This is a genomic window from Methanothermobacter sp. DP (genome assembly GCF_026692625.1).
GTDB classification, from domain to species: Archaea; Methanobacteriota; Methanobacteria; order Methanobacteriales; family Methanothermobacteraceae; genus Methanothermobacter; species Methanothermobacter marburgensis.
Genome location: NZ_CP113501.1, coordinates 565,971 through 583,528 on the forward strand (window position 1 = coordinate 565,971; position 17,558 = coordinate 583,528).

Sequence of the window (17,558 nt, forward strand, 5' to 3'; positions counted from 1 at the left end):
GGTTGAAATAATCTTCTAAGTGGTCTTTAATGAGGAGAACGGGTATCGCAAATCTCCCCCTCCATGGGGGTCATCCACCTGCCTGGCTCATGAGGAGGATGGTCGAACTCTCAGGTGCCATAGCTGAGGTTATAATTGAGGAGTACGGGACCTCTGAGTTCATATCAAGGATATCCGACCCCTTCTGGTTTCAGGCCTTCTCCTGCACCATCGGATTTGACTGGCACTCTTCAGGGACAACAACAACTACTTGCGGGGCCCTAAAATCTGCACTTGACCCCAAAAGGCACGGTATACTGGTTGCAGGTGGTAAGGGAAGGGCGTCCCGCATGACACCAGGGGAAATTGAGGCTGCAGGGAAACTCTTTGACCTTGATTCCTCTCAACTGGTTTATTCCAGCAGGATAGCTGCCAGGGTGGATGGTAACTGTATACAGGACGGTTTCAGCCTCTACCAGCACACCTTCCTTGTTGACGCCGATGGTGAGTGGGCTGTTGTACAGCAGGGACTCAACCCTGATGGAGGATATGCCAGGAGGTACCACTGGCTTGGTTCAGGGGTTGGGGATTATGTTGACTCACCCCACAGCGGGATATCATCGGATAGGACCATGGGGAAGGTCCTTGACATGACCTCACCCACAAGTAGTGGCGCCCGTGAAGTTAGTGTTGACATCGTCTGCGATGGCCCCTCACACCTCAGGGGTTACCTAACAGGACAGAGGACACTCTTTGACTTCAATGTACTTGACATGCCCGGACACCATGAGGTTCTACCTGTGGACCTCACAGAGAGGGACATGGCTGTCCTTGAAAGGGCACACGAGATCCAGCCTGGAAACTATGAGGAACTGGTCATGATTGACGGCCTTGGACCCAAAAAGATCAGGGCCCTGGCCCTTGTTGCCGACCTCGTATACGGTGAGGAGGTAAGCTGGAGGGATCCTGTGAAATACAGCTATGCACATGGCGGCAAGGACGGATACCCGTACCCCGTGGATAGGGATACATATGACAGCACAGTGGATTATCTTAAGGGTGCTCTTGAGGAGGCCAGAATTGACAGAAGGGATCGCCTTAGGGCACTTGAGTCACTTGAAAGATTCTTGAGGGTTTAGTTTTTTTCATTCTTCAGGGTTTAGGTTTTGATGTTCGTCTTCTCAGTAAGTTTTAAGTTTTACTCCAGAAAGATTATATTATTCACTGTTATGACCTATGAGGTGATGGTTTGGTTCAGCGAGTTCTTGTGATTTCAAACATGTATCCAGGTAAGGAAAATGTATCCTTCGGTAGTTTCATCAGGGTCCATGTGAATGCATTCAAACGTTACACGGATGTTGAACAGTTCGTTGTTGCAAACACAGATCAGAGGAAGGGTAAGGTCAGGCTGATATGCAAGTACAGCTCCCTGCTGATTAGATCCATATGGTCTTCCATTTCAAAGAGGTTCGATGTGATCCATGCACATTATGCCTTCCCAACTGGCTTCATAGGGTTAATATGTCACTGGATAACCAGAAAACCCCTGGTCATAACTGTCCACGGCGGCGATATTAACAATCTTGCAAAAAGGAATCGTCTTCTCTTTAAGATCACGGCTTTTGTCCTCAGAAGGGCAGCTGCAGTTATAGCTGTAAGCAGGGACATAAGGGATAAACTCGTGACAGAATTCAACGTTGATGAGGATAGGGTTCATATAATAAATATGGGGGTCAACAGAGAAATTTTCCGGCCAATGGAGAAGAGTGAAACCCGCGAAAAACTTGGTTTAAATAATGATAAAAGGATAATCCTGTTTGTTGGTAACATTATACCCCGAAAGGGGGTTCTGTATCTCCTTGAAGCCATGAGGAATGTTGATGCGGCTGATGTTCAGTGCATAGTTCTGGGGGCCCCTGTGGATACAGGATACATGAATAGGCTCACAGAAATCGCTGATTCACTGGATGCTGATGTGAGGTTCATGGAACCTGTGCCATACGAGGAGGTCGCCCTCTGGATGAACGCGGCTGATATTTTTGTTCTACCCTCCCTTGAGGAACCCTTTGGTCTTGTGGCCCTTGAAGCCCTTGCCTGTGGAACCCCAACCATTGCAACATTGGTTGGAGGTCTCAGGGAATTTGTAAGGGACTCTGAGACAGGCTACAGTGTACCGCCCAGGGATTCTGCTGCAATTGCAGAGAAGATAAACCATATCCTTGACCCTGATAACAGAGAGGAGGTTGAGGCGATCAGAGAGAGGGGCCTTGCAGTGGCAGATTCATTCAGCACAGAGAAGCAGGTGAGGCGGATACTTGAAGTTTACAGGGAGGTTTCATAGATCTCCCTCTGATAATTTATATCAGGTTATTTCATTCTGAAATTAGTGATATGTTTGTTTTTTAGCTGTCTTCTTTGTTTTTGCGTGATTCTATCCTGAAGATCTTTCGCTGCCAGATTCACGGGAATTTAAAGAGAAAAATTTTTATTACTTTTCTAGATTTCATATGCTTATAAGTAATACTTGGATTTTTTTAGTAATTATTAAATACCCTGCTGAGATACACCCAGATGGTGATAGGTTGGATACAGCATACTTTCCGTTTACAGCAATCACAGGCCAGGAGATGCTGAAGAAGGCCCTCGTCCTCAACGCAGTAAACCCTGCAATAGGCGGTGTCCTGATACGGGGGATAAGGGTACAGGAAAGTCAACTGCAGTGAGGGCCCTGAGTGACATTCTTCCAGAAAGAAACATCGTGGATGGCTGCAGGTTCGGATGCGACCCTGATGGATCTGAACTATGCATGGAGTGCCAGGAAAAACTTAAAATGCATGGGAAACTTCAGGTGAGGTCCGCGAAGATGGAGGTTGTTGACCTTCCTGTTTCGGCAACAGAGGACATGGTGGTGGGAACCCTCGACATAAGGAGGGCGCTCCATGATGGTATAAAGGCCCTTGAGCCAGGATTACTTGCAAGGGCCAATGGAAACATCCTCTACATCGACGAGGTCAACCTCCTCGATGACCATGTGGTCAACGTTTTACTTGACGCAGCAGCCATGGGTGTGAACATAGTTGAACGTGAGGGCATATCTGTGAGACACCCCTCAAGGTTCATACTTGCAGGTACCATGAACCTGAGGGGACCTCAGGCCCCAGATAATTGACAGGTTCGGTTTGAGTGTGGATGTGGAGGCCCTCACTGACCCAATGAGAGGATAAATGTCATAAAGCAGGCACTTGATTTCCAGAGGACCCTGAGGACAACCACATCCTGAAGCACAACCTTGAGGACGGGCCGGCGAAGGTTCCCGCAAGGATATTTGGACCGGCACCATCAGAGTATGCAAGCACACTACCCGAAATCATCGATGACGGAAGCTGGAACTCTGAGGATGAACTTGCATCCACCTACATGGAGGAGATGTGTTACGCCCACCTTCCTGGCGGTGTCAGGGAGGCCGGGGATGAGTTCAGGAGGAACCTCCAGAGGGTGGAGGTGGTGGCCCAGGAGAGGGACAACGTGGAGTACGAGGTGACAGACCTAGACCACTACTATGAATTCATGGGTGGCCTCACATCATCCATAAGGAGCCTTGGAGGTTCATGCAGCGTGAGGGTTGTGGACTCAACTGAGGACGAGCTCTACGTTGAGGGCCTTGAGGAAGTCATAGGGAGGGCTGCAAGGTGCAGGGTCCTCAACCCCCGCTGGCTTGACGGGATGCTGGCCCATGATTATCACGGGGCAAAAAACATCAAGGACCGTGTGGAGCACCTCCTGGGCTTCTCAGCCACAACAGGGGCTGTGGAGAACTGGGTATATGATGATGTTGCAGAGACACTGATACTTGACGATGAAATGAGGAGAAGGATCACAGAGAACAACCCCTTTGCAGCGGTCCGTATGGGTGAGATACTCCTTGAAACGGCTGAGAGGGGCTACTGGGACGCACCGGATGAGGTGATTGAGAGGATAAGGGAGATGGTTCTCAACATTGAATATGAACTTGAGTAATGGGTTCATATACGGATTCACTCAATATTACCGGGAAAGAAGAAGAACATTCATTGAGGTACCCCTTTTTTTCTTTAACATAGAAGGTTTAATATACCAAGAAAAGCAATATACATATACAGGCCATCTGCCCTTGTCGTTGAGGATGAGGCAGTGACCGCACTTGAACTTGTAAGGCTGCTTGAATCATGGGGATATGATGCGGTTTCTGTGAGTACCGGGGAGGAAGCCATTGAAACCGCCCTCAGGATGAAACCCGACATCATCCTCATGGACATAGTCCTCCAGTCAGAGATTGATGGAGTAAGGGCCGCAAGCGCCATAAAGAGGGTCATTGATGTGCCTGTGGTGTTCCTCACAGCATATTCCAGCCGCAAGATATTCGAGAGGGCATCTGAAGTTGAGCCGGACGCCTATCTCCTGAAACCCTTCAATTCAAGGGAACTTGCATACGCCCTTGAACTCGCCCTGTACAAGAACAAGATGCAGAAACTCCTCTCCCATGCCAACAGAAGGTACCAGCAGATACTGGATACAACGGGTGAGGGAGTCTGTATATTCAGTTCAGATGGAATTATACAGTACTGCAATAAGAGGATGGCTGACTTTTTATCCTGCAGACGCGGAGATATTACAGGAAAAAGCATCTTTGATTTTGTCCACCCTGGAGACAGGAAAACAATGGAGCGTATTTTTGATTCCTGCCGTAGGGGCGTATCAGGGGAGCGTGAGATCCGCTTCAGGGCATCTGATGGTACCACGAAATGGATGATCCTCTCAGGCCACCCCATAACTGAGTCGTCCCAGTTCAAGGGCGGCTTCTGCATGTTCCGGGATGTAACAGGGCAGAAGATGGTTGAGAGACGTCTTAGAAAGACAAACAGATGCCTGGAGCTTCTGAGCAGAATTAACCTTAAGGCGGCGGTTTCAACCGATCCATCTGAACTCATGAAAGGTATATGCAAACTCCTGGTTGATGGGGGATACTCCCATGCATCATTCAGGACACCTGATGGTGTTACTGAAGGTGAGGGCCCAATACATGATGTCGATCTGAGGGAAGGCATCCACAAAGGTAAGGGCGGGTCAACCGCGGTCATCCAGCTGGAGAACTGCAAAAACCCACTCTACCTCGTGGTTTCAGCGATGAGGATAATCGATGATGCGGAGATGAAATTCCTCAGGGAAATTGCCTCAAGCACAGCAGAGACCCTCAGGAGAATCACCTCAGAAAGTGAACTTGATTCCATTTCAACCAGATACCGTGAGATCTTCGAGAATGCAGGGGACGCCATATTCCTAGCGAAGGATGAAAAAATAATCGATTGTAACAGAACCGCCTTGGAACTCTTCAGGGCCGAAAAGGATGAAATAAAGGGCAAACACCCATGGGAACTCTCACCTGAGTACCAGAGGGATGGGAAGTCCTCAGAATTGGCCCATGCCATTATTGAAAGGGTAATGTCCGGTGAGAGGTGTGAATTCGACTGGCTCCACAGGAAAATCACAGGTGAGGTTTTCCCCACAAGGGTTACCCTCAACAGGTCAGGGGACCTTGTTATGGGCATAGTCAGGGACATGACAGACCTCTACAGAGCCCATAAAAAACTTAGAACTGAACACAGAAAATTCAGGGACCTCCTTGAGTCAATACCAGACCCCACATTCGCAATTGACACCGATGGAAGGGTTATAGCCTGGAACAGGGAAATGGAAAAGCTCACAGGTGTAATGAAAGAAGAAATAATGGGTGAGGGTGACAGGGCATACGCAATTCCATTTTACGGTAAAAGAACCCCGGGACTTCTTGAGTTCATTTTAAAATCTGAAGATGCCCCTGAAAGGTACAGGAATATCAGAAGGGATGGGAATTCAATCTACGCTGAGGTCCATGTGGGGCACATGGGAAGGCACTTCCAGATCAAGACATCTCCCATCTATGATGAACATGAGAAGGTCATAGGTGCCGTGGAGATACTGCGGGATGTTACAGATTACATTGAGACCAAGAAGAAACTCGAGAAATCAAGGGAAAGTTACAGGACAATATTTGAAAACAGGGCCACCCCAACTGCAGTTACAGACGCGGACTTCAATATTCTGAGGGCAAACAGGGTCTTTAAAGAGATCTTCGGCAGATCTGAGGGAATCAATATGGCCGATATCATCCATAAGGGTGACCTTGAGAAACTCCATGAACTCCAGGACAAATGCCGGGCACTCCTCAGGATGAAGGCCGATGATAGGATTCTCCACATGATAGTCCACAGGGGTGATATTCCAGGTTCAGGTCAGGTTGTGCTGAGCTTCAATGATATAACAAAACTCAAAATGTCCCAGCACAAGCTGAGGGATGAACTAAGGGTCAGGATGGTTCTAAGTGAGATATACCCCCATGCGGTTTCTGCTGAGAGTATAGAGGAATTCACAGAGTACATACTTGATGCCGCATGCCAGGTTACAGGTGCAGAGAAGGGTGCCATAAGGCTTAAAAACAGGAGGGAACTTCTGGTATCAGGCAGCCTCAGTAATGAGGAAATTGAGGCAATTTCAGAGGATGGAATCTCATCTGCAGGGGACAGCCTGCGTGTCAGTTCATCATCAGGGGATATGAAATCCGAGATAATCCTCATGGGCGAAAATTTCCATAAATCAGACCTGAGAGCTGTTAAGCACCTATCACAGTATTACCTCCTGGCCGTGAGGCAGCTGGCCTACAGGAAGAGGATGATGGAACATCAGAATCATCTGAGGCTCATAAATGTCATACTCAAATCTGCGGAGACAGATGATCCAGGTATCTTCATGGAACGGGTTCTTGATGCCATCATAAGGTGCCCTGAATTCAGATCAGCGGCAGCCTACATTGAACCCGACCTGCGACTGGAGAGGGGAATGGATGCCCCTGAAGAACTTCCTGATTTTCCTGAAATTAAACTGCATGAAAATTTCGCTGAAATACCCATAATAGTCGATGACGAGGTTAAGGGAACCCTTAAACTGGGTTTAAAGGACGATGAAATCCCAGAAAAAACTGAATTCCTTGAGATACTTGGAGCTGAAATCTCTGATGGAATTCAGAGAATAATGGTGCACAGGCAGATCGTCGAATCCCTCTATGAAAAGGAGGTGCTTCTCCGGGAAATACACCACCGGGTCAAGAACAACCTCCAGATAGTTGCAAGCCTACTCTCACTCCAGTCAGCCTACACAGACAACCCTGAAATCCTGAATATCCTCAGGGATAGTCAGCTGCGGGTGAGGACAATGGCGGTCGCCCATGAAAAGATATACCAGTCAAAGGCCATATCCACCATAAACCTCGGGGAATACCTCAGAACACTTGCAGATGAGATGGTCACACTCCAGTCAAACGACAGAAGATTCATAGAACTCGAGTTTGAATACGACGATATCATGGTGGAGATGGAGAGATGCATCCCCCTTGGCCTCATAACAAATGAGATAATCTCAAATTCGGTGAAACATGCATTCACAGGGGATAGGGGTAAGATAAGCGTATCCATCAGAAAAACCGGTGATAACTGTGTCCTTGAGATATCTGATAATGGCAGGGGCCTTCCAGCGGACTTCAACATAGAGGAACTCAAATCCCTTGGAATGCAGCTTGTGGCAAACCTCGTAAGACAGATCGACGGGGAACTTGAATACGGAAACCGTGATGGGGCCTGCTTCAGGATAACCTTCCCAATTATTGATAGTGCCTCATAATAACCTGCTTTTTGCTGAGTATTGGCGCTTTTTTAACTGTTTCTTCCCATGCCTCTTAGTATCAGTGAGTCCTCCACCTTGGCGATGAATGATCTCATCCTGAGGACCTTATCGGGGCTTGTTGATACGGCGTCGACACCCATCTCAACGAGTTTCCTCACCAGAACGTAATTTGTTGCAGCGTATCCAGCAGCATAGACCTCCACACCCCTTTCATGGCACGCAACAACCACCTCCTCAACCATTCCCAGGACCGCCGGGTGTGATAGATTGAAGATACGTGCAACACGGGTGCTCCTTCTGTCGGCTGCAAGGCTGCACATGGTGAGGTCACTGAGGCCAAGTGAGACAAAATCCACGCCTTCATCAAGGAGTTCATCTATCTGGAGTGCCATGGATGGTGTTTCAACGGATGCACCCACCCTGAGGTCCCTGTGGGGTCTTATGCCTGATTCATCAAGGATTTCAACTGCCTGGACATATTCAGGAATATCCCTTATGAAGGGAAACTTCAGCTCAAGGTTACTGTATCCAGAATCCAGGAGATTTCCCACGGCCTCAAATTCTGCTTTCAGGACCTCAGTATCCCTTAGATCCCTTTTCATGGCCCTCATACCCAGGAAGGGGTTTCTCTCCTGGGGCTCAGTATATCCACGGAGGTGTGTGAGTTCATCTGTCGGAATGTCGAATGTCCTGAAGCATACCGGTTTCGGGTGGAATGCTTCAAGTATCTCCTCAAGACCACTTTCAAGGACCCTGGAGAGTTCACCTTCCTTCAAAAGCAGGTAGGGGTGTTTTCCTGTCTCTATTACCATATTCTCTATTCTTACAGAGCCAACGCCGTCGGCGAATTCAGCAACCCTTGCTGCGAGCCACGGGAAATTCAGGTTCACCATGACCTTTGTGGCTGTCTCATGGAAGCCAATCACATCATCCCTGGACGCCCAGTCCATGACGCCCCGGTAGATGTTCCCGGTTTTACCATCCACAGTGACTATCATGCCCTCCCTGAGGACTCTGGTGGCGGTCTCTGTTCCAAGTACGCACGGTATTCCAAGTTCCCTGAGTGTTATTGCGGCGTGACTCGTGAGTCCACCGTAATCTGCTATAACAGCGGCTGCCCTTTTGATTTCAGGGAGCATATCCCTGGCTATCTTTTTGAGGACAGCCACCTCTCCCCATTCAAGACTGCAAGCATCCTCCAGGTTCCTTATTATACGCACCCTGCCGCTTCGCCTTCCGGCACCGGCACCCACACCCCTCAGGATCTGCATATGGTTTATATATGTTTAATCATGTTAAAATAGTATGCTCAATCTGCACCAGAATTCCTTCCAATTTGAACATTCCAGTAAATTAAAGGAAAAATTAATAAATTTTGGGTTTAGGTAAGAGAAATAATTAAATTTCAGTAGTCTATGTAGTCGAATCTGCTCTCAAGTATCATGACGAGGGCAAATCCGATTATACCAATCACCAAGGATATTATGATGGAGGTGGTATCCACCATCGCTATCTTGTTGTAGGGGAGCCTCAGGGTACCTATCATGAGGCCCACAAGAAATGACATGGTAACGGCCTCATGGTTCCTCAGCAGGTAATCCAGAACCCTTGAGAAGCTCATTATACCGATAGCCGCCCCTGCAAGGAATGTGAATATTTCAACGATGGCCATACGGTTCAGGACACCCAGCATGTACTCATACTGGTTCAGCAGGAGAAGTAGAAATGCACCTGAGATACCCGGCAGTATCATGGCACATATGGCCACGAATCCAGATATGAAGACAACAGGGAGGGTGTGGTTTGCCTGTATCGGGTTGAGGCCCACGAAGAGGTAGGCGAATATGAGACCCAGAGCACCTGATGCCAGGTTTTTGAGTGAAAAACCATCTATCTTCTGGTAGACCACATATGCAGAGGCGAGTATGAGGCCTGAGAAGAATGCGTAGGTGAATGCCACGTAGGTGGTTATGAAGAAGAGTATAACCTTTGATAGTGTGAGAATCGCACAGGCTATACCTGCAAGGAGGGGTACGAAGAGTTCAAAGTCGACCTCCTCCCTCAGGGACTTCCGGGCACCATCAAGGTCGCCGGTGATGAGGGGCTTTATGAATCCGAACCTTATCTTACTTATTGCATGTACCAGTCTCTCATAGATACCTGTTATGAGTGCGATTGTCCCGCCCGAGACACCGGGCATCACATCCGCGCTTCCCATGAAGAGTCCCCTGAGGAATATTGCCAGGAACCCCCTGAGTCTGTCATAGTAATCCATTTGAATCCTCCATGATAATGAATTGAAGAAGATATTTATAACCAGCCACCTTATAAATGTAACCCTACCAGACCTCTGAGGCATGTTTTCTCAGGGCATCCACTATCCTTTTCACCTTGCTCTCACCCAGCATGAGGCGACTCTCCATTATATGCTCCGGGACCTGGCAGGGCTTAAGGATCCTGCAGTGCTCATCCTCCTCCATGATGGTGCAGGATTCGCTGAGGAATGCAACCACAGCATTAACCCATGAGACATAGATATCCCTGGATTCAAGGAATTCCTTGAGGGCTGCGGCATTCCTCTTGGCCTGGTTGGACGGTGACCTGACCTCCTCCTTTCTGAGTTCATCGTTAAGGAACCAGCGGTCACCCTTCACGATGTAGTTCCCTGAATAGGACTTTGTCTCTATCACGTAGACCCCTGTTGGCCCCACAACCACGTGGTCCATGTTCCCGTATGCCCCTGGGAGCTGGATGTCGTTCAGGATGTGATACCCTTCAGGCAGGCGTCTGAGGCAGTTCGTTACTATGAGTTCACCCTCATGTCCCTTTCTCCAGCCCACACCCCTTCTTTCACTGGCCCTGCTCAGTGGTACAGAGAGGGCCATGAGAATGATTCCCAGCAGAAATGGTGTGATGCCCCATGCCGTGCCTGTGACTGTAAGTAATATTCCGGCAGGGGTCATCAATGCCCCTGCAATGAGGATCAGGCGCCCGCCCCTCCAGAGCCTCAGGTATTTATTGGCTTTCCTCTGGGTGTGGGTTTTTTTGATGGATTCAGGGACAACTTTGGTGATTTTACGGTATTCATTGAAGTTTTTAACGTAGAGGAGTGGTGAGCCGCATTCATCACACGTGTGGAATACCCAGAATTCATCCTCACTGTTGATCTGCCAGTAGTGGTTACAGTTCTCGCATATGAGGTAGGCCATGATATCACTTGAAAGAGATTTCCCTTTCCTACTTATAGGGGGGAGGTGATTATATTCTTTTCCATGTGTGCTGTTTTGTGTGCTTATGACAATACTGTCAGTGAATGATAAACAGTGCGGCAACCAGTACCCTTCGAGAGAGGTGGTCATCTACAACATGCCAGGCGGATCAATTAAAACCAGATTTCATATTTGCCCCTTATCTGAATTCATCGGAGTATTTATCCCTAAGGAACCTTAAAATGGATTCTGAATAAAATTCAAAGTCATGAAGTCTTTCATTGAGGATCTCGGCTATGATTGACGGGTCAACGTCGGTGTACATGTGGACGAGGATGTTCCTGAGACCCGCGGCTTCAGAGAACCTTTCTGCAAAATCAGATGGGAGTATGTCGTGTTTTTCAAGGATTTCTATAATGTCCCTGTAGGTTTCTGGCTTCTCAAGGTCTTCCATTGAGATTACCATCTCTCCGACATCAAGAGCTGATTCGATTGCAAGCTGGAGATTTCTTTCTATGGCGGATCGCAGGATATAATCATCCAGGAGTTCCCGCTCTGATACCCTGTGCTCCCGGAGGAAATCAACATAGGATGTCATGGTTTTTATCCGCTCAATTATTCTCTCAGTTTCATTCATTTTTCCATCTTCTCCTTTTCAGGTAATTCCTGAACCATCTTCTGTCGTAGTATCTCCTGTCAAGGTAATCTGAGAGTATCCTCTGCTCGAAGCCCACCTTGAGGGTGGGGTTTTCAGTGAGTGGTCTTCGTGCCTTTATTATCTCATAGTTCAGTTGGGGTGGTGCATCGTTCATTATCACGAGGTCTATCTTGTCGGAGCCGAGAATGGATGTGAGTTCTGATATCATCCTGAGTTTCATCCTGGCCCTTGCGTTCCTGTCAAGTTTATCTTCGAGCAGAACCCCTATGTCTATGTCACTGAGTGGTCCCTCTTTCTCATCTGCAACCGAACCAAAGAGGTATGCCAGCCTGACCTCATCCTTATCCTTAAAATAATTTCCAAGTTTTTTCTGGAGTTCTCTCATGACGCTTCATATTATGTCATGTTTCATTTAATAATCTTTAGGCTGGTGCAGATTCGGTGCGAAATGCAGGTATCTCCATCGTATGAGGTATATGTGGCGATGAATCCGGAGGTTTTTCGGGGCATTTTATTTTCATCACGCAAGACATTAAGATGACCCGGAGCTTTTGAGTGGGACTTCATTTTCATCAGAGCAATATCTTCGTTAAACGTCACTATTACGAAGGTATGTTTAATGGCTACAACCTATTCATCCCTGTCCCTGAAAACCATACTGAATTTCGTACCACCCTCCACATCCAGTGTCATCTTACCGTTCAGCTGGTCGGTGAGGAGACTCACAAGTTTAAGTCCAAGTGTATCGGTACTTGAGGGGTCAATATCCTCTGGAAGACCCACACCATCATCTGCCACCACCAGTTCTACTGAACCGTCGGCCTTTCTCATACCTATGGTTATGGTGCCTCTTCCATCAGGAAATGCATACTTGATGCTGTTGGTTACAAGTTCGTTGATGAGCAGCCCCAGGGGAATGGCGGTGTCCAGGTCAAGTTCTATGTCCTCAATCTCAAGATCTTTCCTGACACTTACCCCATGGGATATGATTATGTCCCCAACCAGTTTCTCCACGTATTCCCTGAAATTGACCCTCTCCAGTGACTCTGACTGGTAAAGGTGTTCATGTATCATGGCCATGGCCTTTATCCTTCCCTGACTCTCCCTGACTATTTTACGGAGTTCTTCATCCCCTATCCTTGAAAGCTGAAGGTTCAGGAGGCTTGATATTATCTGGAGGTTGTTCTTGACCCTGTGGTGTATCTCCCGCAGAAGAACCTCCTTCTCCCTGAGGGACCTGAGTATCTCCTCTTCAGCCTCCCTGATATCTGTGACATCAACAAGTGAAGCCACGATCATTGTGGTTCCGGGGATGGGATCCGCGTTCATCCTTATGTACTTTATGTTACCATGACGGTCACGGAACCTGAAGTTATAGATTCTTGGTGCAAGTGAAGGGTCTTTCATCCAGAGATGGTAATATTCTTCCATTCTCTTGAGGTCCTCGTCTGCTAAGAATTCCCTCCAGCTCTTCTTGCCCTCTATCTCTTCCCTGGAGTAGCCGCTGAGTCTCTCAAATTCCCTGTTAACCATCAGTATGGTGGTGTCCTCATCAACTATGGTTGTCGCAGAACCGGTATTCTCGAATATGCTCCTGTATAAGCGCTCATTCTCCTTAAGCTTCTCTTCGAGCTGTTTACGTTCTGTTAGATCCCTGTAAACCGCGACCACCTCACCTGATGGGAGGCGGTAGACGAAGTTCTCCTTCCATCCGCTTATTCTATCATCACTGTAAAAGGCAAGAGGAAAGTGCTCTGCCCTTCCAGTCCTGTATACTCTCCTTAGAACCTCGAGGAGCCCGAAATCATCCAGACCTGGAAAGACCTCAGTCACCCTCCTTCCCAGTATTTCCTCACTCTTCACGCCCTCAACACGTTCAGCGGCACGGTTGAAATCCCTGATTACGAAGTCCTCGCCATCATCAACCGCCTCATAGACGGCCACGCAGCTATCGATGTACTCGAAGAGTTTCCTGTAGCGCTCCTCCCCAAGGATGATCCTGCTCATGACAAAATCAATGCAGCTTTTAAGGTCACCATCATCCACGGGCTTCTCAATGCAGCCATATGGACAGGTTAATACAAGATTCCCTTCATCCTCAAAGTCTATGAGGTACATGAGGGGGATCCCGGTGTCTCCAGGAACCCAATCACCCACCCTCTGGGGGGTTGTGTATATGAGGATCAGGTCTGATTCAGTTTTCTTGGCATCTTTAAGACTTGTGGCCACATCCACACTGAAACCATGGCGCCTCAGTTTTTCCTCTAAGTCAGGAGCACCATCGCCATCCTTCACGAGAAGAATCCTGAACATTCACCTCAGCCCTTGAGCAGTAATTTATGTTTCATCATCAACCCCTGAATAGCTTTTTGGTCCTCATCTCCTCAAGGTTCAAGACGATACGCTGCAGGTCACCTCCGGGGATGCTCACCATGACATCATCATCCCCCAAGCCCATGTACCTCCTTGAGCCCACATCCCCGAAACCATAGGTCACCTTAGCTGTGAGGTAGGGGAGTGCTGCCATTGAACTGCATATGGGTCCAGAGTCGGCCCCAAGGCCATGTGAACCTGAGTCATAGGCGTTGGCATGGAGGACCTCCATTGCCTGCCTGGCATTGCAGAGGATAAATATGACGTCTGGCTCATATTCAGCAAGTTTAAGGGGGGCGAATATAAGGGCTCTGAAGATACCCGCTTCAACGTTCATGTTACCCCTCCATGAGCGCTGCACCGCCGGTATGTTCCTGTAGACCCCCATGGGCACAAGGAAAGCGCCGCTTCGCATGTTCGCAGGGAACTCGGATGGATCCCTCAGGCCAGTGTACCTTGCACCCCCCATGCACTCCTCCTCATCACTGGTCGCATAGAAGACCTCCCCATTCATTGCCTTCACGAGTTTTTCACAGAACCTTGATTTACCATTCTCCCTTTCAATGTCGGCTGGCTCCCTGACGGACCATTTTATGGCCACAGGTTCATTTTCAAGTTTTAAGAGTTCCTTAAGTTTCTCCCCCAGTTCAATGTGATTCATGGTAACACCACGTTTATCTATATCATGACTGTTCTTATTAGTTTTACCAAAAAATTACAAGTCAAATCAAATTCAGACCTTTTAAAGTTTTTGAATGGATATCAAATATAAAAACTTAAATGTCACTATTTGATTTATAATCTTAGATAAATCATTCTCCCAGACCTTCAGTTACATGTTTAATGTGAAATAAACATCAGGTAATATTAACGGGGGTAATATGGCATTAAAGAAAATTTCCCGGATAAATTTTGGTCTCATGTCCCCTGAGGATATAAGGAAGATGTCCGTTACCAATGTTGTGACACCGGACACCTATGATGAGGACGGGTACCCCATCGAGAACGGGCTCATGGACCCGAGGCTTGGTGTCATAGACCCCAGCCTCAGGTGCAGGACATGTGGGGCCAAGGGTGGTGAGTGCCCCGGGCACTTTGGAAGCATAAACCTGGCAAGACCCGTTATACACGTGGGGTTCGCGGATACAATACACAAGATCCTCAGGTCAATCTGCGGAGAATGCGGCAGGGTCCTGCTTACAGAGGTGGAGATTGAAGAGTACAGGCAGCGGATACTTGAGGCGATGGAGAAGGAGGAGAGCCTCACGCCCATAATAGAGGAGATATACACAGAGGTCAGGCGCTGGGAGTGTCCACATTGTGGGGAGGAACAGGAGGAAATAAAACTTGATAAACCAGTCTCCATCGTTGAGGGTGACTACAAGCTAACACCCAGCGAGGTGAGGGAGAGGCTTGAGAGGATAACCGACGACGACGCACTGATCCTGGGAGTCAACCCCGAGGTTGCAAGGCCCGAATGGATGGTCCTCACAGTCCTCCCGGTTCCACCTGTCACTGTGAGGCCATCAATAACACTTGAAACCGGTGAGAGGTCAGAGAACGACCTGACCCACAAACTCAGGGATATACTCAGGATAAACCAGCGCCTCAAGGAGAACATGGAGGCAGGGGCACCCCAGCTGATCGTCAAGGACCTCTGGGAACTCCTACAGTACCACGTGACAACCTACTTCGACAACGAGGCCTCCGGTGTCCCCCCTGCAAGGCACCACTCTGGCAGACCCCTCAAGACCCTCGCCCAGAGGCTCAAGGGTAAGGAGGGGCGGTTCAGGAGCAACCTCTCAGGAAAGAGGGTTAACTTCTCTGCCCGTACCGTCATCTCACCGGACCCCAACATAAGCATCAACGAGGTGGGAGTCCCTGAGATCATAGCCAGGGAGGTCACAGTACCGGTCTACGTTACAGAATGGAACATAGACCGCATGAGAGAATACATAGAGAACGGGCCCGACGTACACCCCGGCGCCAACTACGTTATAAGACCAGACGGCCGCAAAATAAGGATCTCCACCAAGAACAGAAAGATTATTACTGGAAACCTGAAACCAGGTTACATTGTTGAAAGGCACCTCAAGGATGGTGACATAGTCCTGTTCAACCGTCAGCCCTCACTCCACAGGATGTCCATGATGGCCCATGAGGTCCGCGTCCTGCCCTACAAGACCTTCCGTCTGAACCCGTGCGTCTGCCCCCCATACAACGCAGACTTCGACGGGGACGAGATGAACCTGCATGTACTCCAGACTCAAGAATCAATAGGAGATGCAAGGACACTTATGATTGTCCAGGAGCATTTTCTGTCACCAAGGTTTGGCGGCCCTATCATAGGTTCTATAAATGATCATACCTCAGGTTTATATCTGCTGACAAAAAATGCGGAATTTGATGAAGAGGATGCACTCCAGCTACTAAAAAGGGCTGGAATACCATTACCATCCAGAGAGGGTAGGAAATGGAGTGGGAAAGAAATATTCAGCCTTATACTCCCTGATGATCTTAACACGACCTTCAAGGTAGACTCATGCAAAAAATGCAAGGAATGTCTTGAAGAGGAATGTGAACATGATGCTTATGTTATAATAAGAAATGGAGAGCTCAAGGCTGGAGTAATTGATAAAGACGCTTGCGGAGCATTTTCAGGTAAATTGCTTAATAAAATAATAAGAGAATACGGTGCAAAAAAGGCAAGCGAATTTCTGGAATCCTCAATGAGGCTGGCACTAACATACCTGATGAAAACAGGATTCACAGTAAGCATCAGGGATTTTGAGATTACAGAGAATGCCGAAGATATGATAACTGAAGAGCTCAGAATAGCAGAGTCAAGAATTGACCAGATGGTTGATGCATATGAGAACGGAACGCTTGAACTTCTGTCTGATAAAAGCCCTGAGTTGACCTTGGAGATAGAGATAATGGACATCCTTCGGAATGCAAGGGAAACCTCAGAAAAAATAGTGGAAAACTGCTTGGGCATGGACTGGAATCATGCATTCATAATGACCAGAACCAGTATTAAGTGCTCCATGATCAACCTCACACAGATATCAGCCTTTCTGGGGCAGCAGTCAGTGAGGGGTGGTCGAATAAGCAGAGGATATGATAAGAGAACACTTCCACACTTCAGGAAGGGAGAAATCAGTGCAAAGTCCCGTGGATTCATACACTCAAGCTACATGAAAGGCCTAGACCCCATAGAATTCTTCTTCCACGCTATAGGTGGAAGGGAAGGCCTTGTTAATAAAGAAATTCGCTCTTCACAGAGCGGTTACATGCAGAGGCGTCTTGTAAACGCCCTCCGGGACCTCAAAGTCAACGAGGACGAGAAGGTCGTTGACAACAGGGGATTTATAATACAGACAAGATTTGGTGAGGACGGTGTTGACCCTGCTAAGAGCGACTACGGGAAGATCGTGGACCTTGACAGATTAGTGGAGGAAATAAGGATATCTTCTAAATCGAAGTAGATGATTCCTCAGTTATTTAAGAAAGTGGGCGAAAAGATGTTTTTTGCTGGGGACCTCGCGGAATTGAAATATGAAACTTCTATGGAATGGCCATGATCA

The 17,558-nt window shown here is 48.0% G+C and carries 14 protein-coding genes; 7 read left to right on the forward strand and 7 right to left on the reverse strand.

All coding sequences use genetic code 11. The features are described from left to right. Positions 1-29: 29 nt before the first annotated feature. The 6 genes from OXN82_RS03175 to OXN82_RS03200 all read left to right on the forward strand — a co-directional run bounded on the left by OXN82_RS03175 (position 30) and on the right by OXN82_RS03200 (position 7,728). On the forward strand, positions 30-1,118 hold the full coding sequence (locus OXN82_RS03175) for a DUF763 domain-containing protein (RefSeq protein WP_321211919.1): 1,089 nt from the start codon (positions 30-32) through the stop codon (positions 1,116-1,118). Between the two features lie 110 nt (positions 1,119-1,228). Next, positions 1,229-2,320 carry a glycosyltransferase family 4 protein gene (locus OXN82_RS03180; protein WP_321211920.1) on the forward strand — a complete coding sequence of 364 codons (1,092 nt, stop codon included), beginning with the start codon at positions 1,229-1,231 and terminating at the stop codon, positions 2,318-2,320. Between the two features lie 241 nt (positions 2,321-2,561). Continuing rightward, complete coding sequence (locus OXN82_RS03185; RefSeq protein ID WP_321211921.1) at positions 2,562-2,702, forward strand: hypothetical protein; 141 nt, start codon at positions 2,562-2,564, stop codon at positions 2,700-2,702. Continuing rightward, positions 2,699-3,148, forward strand: a complete 450-nt coding sequence (locus OXN82_RS03190) for an ATP-binding protein (RefSeq protein WP_321211922.1) — start codon at positions 2,699-2,701, stop codon at positions 3,146-3,148. Before OXN82_RS03185 ends, OXN82_RS03190 begins: the two co-directional genes overlap by 4 nt. A 107-nt stretch (positions 3,149-3,255) precedes the next feature. Continuing rightward, the gene (locus OXN82_RS03195) at positions 3,256-3,996 is read left to right on the forward strand and encodes a cobaltochelatase subunit CobN (protein ID WP_321212144.1); all 741 of its coding nucleotides are present in this window, start codon (positions 3,256-3,258) and stop codon (positions 3,994-3,996) included. 153 nt (positions 3,997-4,149) lie between these two features. After that, entirely contained in the window at positions 4,150-7,728 is a 3,579-nt protein-coding gene (locus tag OXN82_RS03200) for a PAS domain S-box protein (RefSeq protein ID WP_321211923.1), read from the forward strand. 32 nt (positions 7,729-7,760) lie between these two features. Here the strand turns inward: OXN82_RS03200 and OXN82_RS03205 are convergent, their stop codons facing one another. The 7 genes from OXN82_RS03205 to OXN82_RS03235 form a co-directional block, all read right to left on the reverse strand. Continuing rightward, positions 7,761-9,002 carry a putative PEP-binding protein gene (locus OXN82_RS03205; RefSeq protein ID WP_321211924.1) on the reverse strand — a complete coding sequence of 414 codons (1,242 nt, stop codon included), beginning with the start codon at positions 9,000-9,002 and terminating at the stop codon, positions 7,761-7,763. Positions 9,003-9,136: 134 nt separating this feature from the next. Beyond that, complete coding sequence (locus OXN82_RS03210) at positions 9,137-9,949, reverse strand: DUF368 domain-containing protein (RefSeq protein ID WP_321212145.1); 813 nt, start codon at positions 9,947-9,949, stop codon at positions 9,137-9,139. A 121-nt stretch (positions 9,950-10,070) separates the two neighbouring features. Then, positions 10,071-10,940, reverse strand: coding sequence for a nuclease-related domain-containing protein (locus tag OXN82_RS03215; RefSeq protein WP_321211925.1), 870 nt, complete (start codon positions 10,938-10,940; stop codon positions 10,071-10,073). Positions 10,941-11,139: 199 nt separating this feature from the next. Then, positions 11,140-11,577: a type VII toxin-antitoxin system HepT family RNase toxin gene (hepT, locus tag OXN82_RS03220; RefSeq protein WP_321211926.1), complete on the reverse strand. Its 438-nt coding sequence runs from the start codon at positions 11,575-11,577 to the stop codon at positions 11,140-11,142. Continuing rightward, positions 11,570-11,983 carry a type VII toxin-antitoxin system MntA family adenylyltransferase antitoxin gene (gene mntA, locus OXN82_RS03225; RefSeq protein WP_321211927.1) on the reverse strand — a complete coding sequence of 138 codons (414 nt, stop codon included), beginning with the start codon at positions 11,981-11,983 and terminating at the stop codon, positions 11,570-11,572. Before mntA ends, hepT begins: the two co-directional genes overlap by 8 nt. A gap of 245 nt (positions 11,984-12,228) precedes the next feature. Continuing rightward, the gene (locus OXN82_RS03230; protein WP_321211928.1) at positions 12,229-13,911 is read right to left on the reverse strand and encodes a PAS domain S-box protein; all 1,683 of its coding nucleotides are present in this window, start codon (positions 13,909-13,911) and stop codon (positions 12,229-12,231) included. A 37-nt stretch (positions 13,912-13,948) separates the two neighbouring features. After that, positions 13,949-14,632 carry a DUF169 domain-containing protein gene (locus OXN82_RS03235; protein ID WP_321211929.1) on the reverse strand — a complete coding sequence of 228 codons (684 nt, stop codon included), beginning with the start codon at positions 14,630-14,632 and terminating at the stop codon, positions 13,949-13,951. 220 nt (positions 14,633-14,852) lie between these two features. Here OXN82_RS03235 and OXN82_RS03240 point away from each other — a divergent pair, with 220 nt between their 5' ends. Further along, on the forward strand, positions 14,853-17,459 hold the full coding sequence (locus OXN82_RS03240) for a DNA-directed RNA polymerase subunit A' (RefSeq protein WP_321211930.1): 2,607 nt from the start codon (positions 14,853-14,855) through the stop codon (positions 17,457-17,459). Positions 17,460-17,558: the final 99 nt, after the last annotated feature.

Coding starts and splice junctions, on each gene's coding strand:
- OXN82_RS03175 (WP_321211919.1), top strand. CDS start 30: ATGAGGAGAACGGGTATCGCAAATCTCCCCCTCCATGGGGGTCATCCA.
- OXN82_RS03205 (WP_321211924.1), bottom strand. CDS start 9,002: ATGCAGATCCTGAGGGGTGTGGGTGCCGGTGCCGGAAGGCGAAGCGGC.
- OXN82_RS03210 (WP_321212145.1), bottom strand. CDS start 9,949: ATGGGAAGCGCGGATGTGATGCCCGGTGTCTCGGGCGGGACAATCGCA.
- OXN82_RS03215 (WP_321211925.1), bottom strand. CDS start 10,940: ATGGCCTACCTCATATGCGAGAACTGTAACCACTACTGGCAGATCAAC.
- hepT (WP_321211926.1), bottom strand. CDS start 11,577: ATGAATGAAACTGAGAGAATAATTGAGCGGATAAAAACCATGACATCC.
- mntA (WP_321211927.1), bottom strand. CDS start 11,983: ATGAGAGAACTCCAGAAAAAACTTGGAAATTATTTTAAGGATAAGGAT.
- OXN82_RS03230 (WP_321211928.1), bottom strand. CDS start 13,911: ATGTTCAGGATTCTTCTCGTGAAGGATGGCGATGGTGCTCCTGACTTA.
- OXN82_RS03235 (WP_321211929.1), bottom strand. CDS start 14,632: ATGAATCACATTGAACTGGGGGAGAAACTTAAGGAACTCTTAAAACTT.
- OXN82_RS03240 (WP_321211930.1), top strand. CDS start 14,853: ATGGCATTAAAGAAAATTTCCCGGATAAATTTTGGTCTCATGTCCCCT.